2 rRNA genes are annotated in these 950 nt (G+C 46.1%); both read right to left on the reverse strand.

Going from position 1 to position 950, the window contains the following annotated elements:
* Positions 1-168: ribosomal RNA gene (locus AC1DXC_RS27305) — 23S ribosomal RNA — on the reverse strand; the annotation flags it as partial.
* 445 nt (positions 169-613) lie between these two features.
* Positions 614-950: ribosomal RNA gene (locus tag AC1DXC_RS27310) — 16S ribosomal RNA — on the reverse strand; the annotation flags it as partial.

Raw genomic sequence — 950 nt, forward strand, 5'->3', positions numbered from 1 at the left:
GCAGGTTTGCGCATATTTGCAACTATCCTTCAGATAGTTAGGTTTCCCCATTCAGAAATCCGCGGATCAATTCATATTTGCTGATCCCCGCGGCTTATCGCAGCTTATCACGTCTTTCATCGCCTCTGAGAGCCAAGGCATCCCCCGTGTACCCTTATTTACTTTCTTCTATACGTGTGATGCTTTTGCTCACCACTGTATGCTTTTTGATAACTGTCCGTTCAGATGCAAGACGACAAGAGATTAGATCCAAGACCCGGACTTGCGTCTTCGTCTTGTTTCTTGCTTCTATAAATCTTTCAACTGAAGCCTGACAGTGTCTCTACTGTTGTTTTCTCTTCAATTTTACTTCTTCCAATATGTCAAAGAACGTTTTGCTTCGCAGATTTGAGTATTGAGATTTGAGTATTGAGATTGACTTGCGCCTTGTCTCATATCTCTCGTCTCATATCTCATATCTTGAGGCATGGTGGAGAATAACGGATTCGAACCGTTGATAAATTATCCGCCCCCTTGCCGGCCGAACTCCTATACTATTATATAGTATAAATAATTTAAGAAATAATCATGTAGGTAACTTGTTATGATACTTTGGTATCAGATAATGCTCCAGAAAGGAGGTATTCCAGCCACACCTTCCGGTACGGCTACCTTGTTACGACTTAGCCCCAGTTACCGACTTTACCCTAGGACGCTCCTTGCGGTTACGCACTTCAGGCACTTCCAGCTTCCATGGCTTGACGGGCGGTGTGTACAAGGCCCGGGAACGTATTCACCGCGTCATTGCTGATACGCGATTACTAGCGAATCCAACTTCACGGGGTCGAGTTGCAGACCCCGATCCGAACTGTGAACAGCTTTGTGAGATTGGCATCCTGTTGCCAGGTAGCTGCCCTCTGTACTGCCCATTGTAGCACGTGTGTAGCCCCGGACGTAAGGGCCATGATGAC

Source organism: Mucilaginibacter sp. P2_D11, from assembly GCF_056404435.1.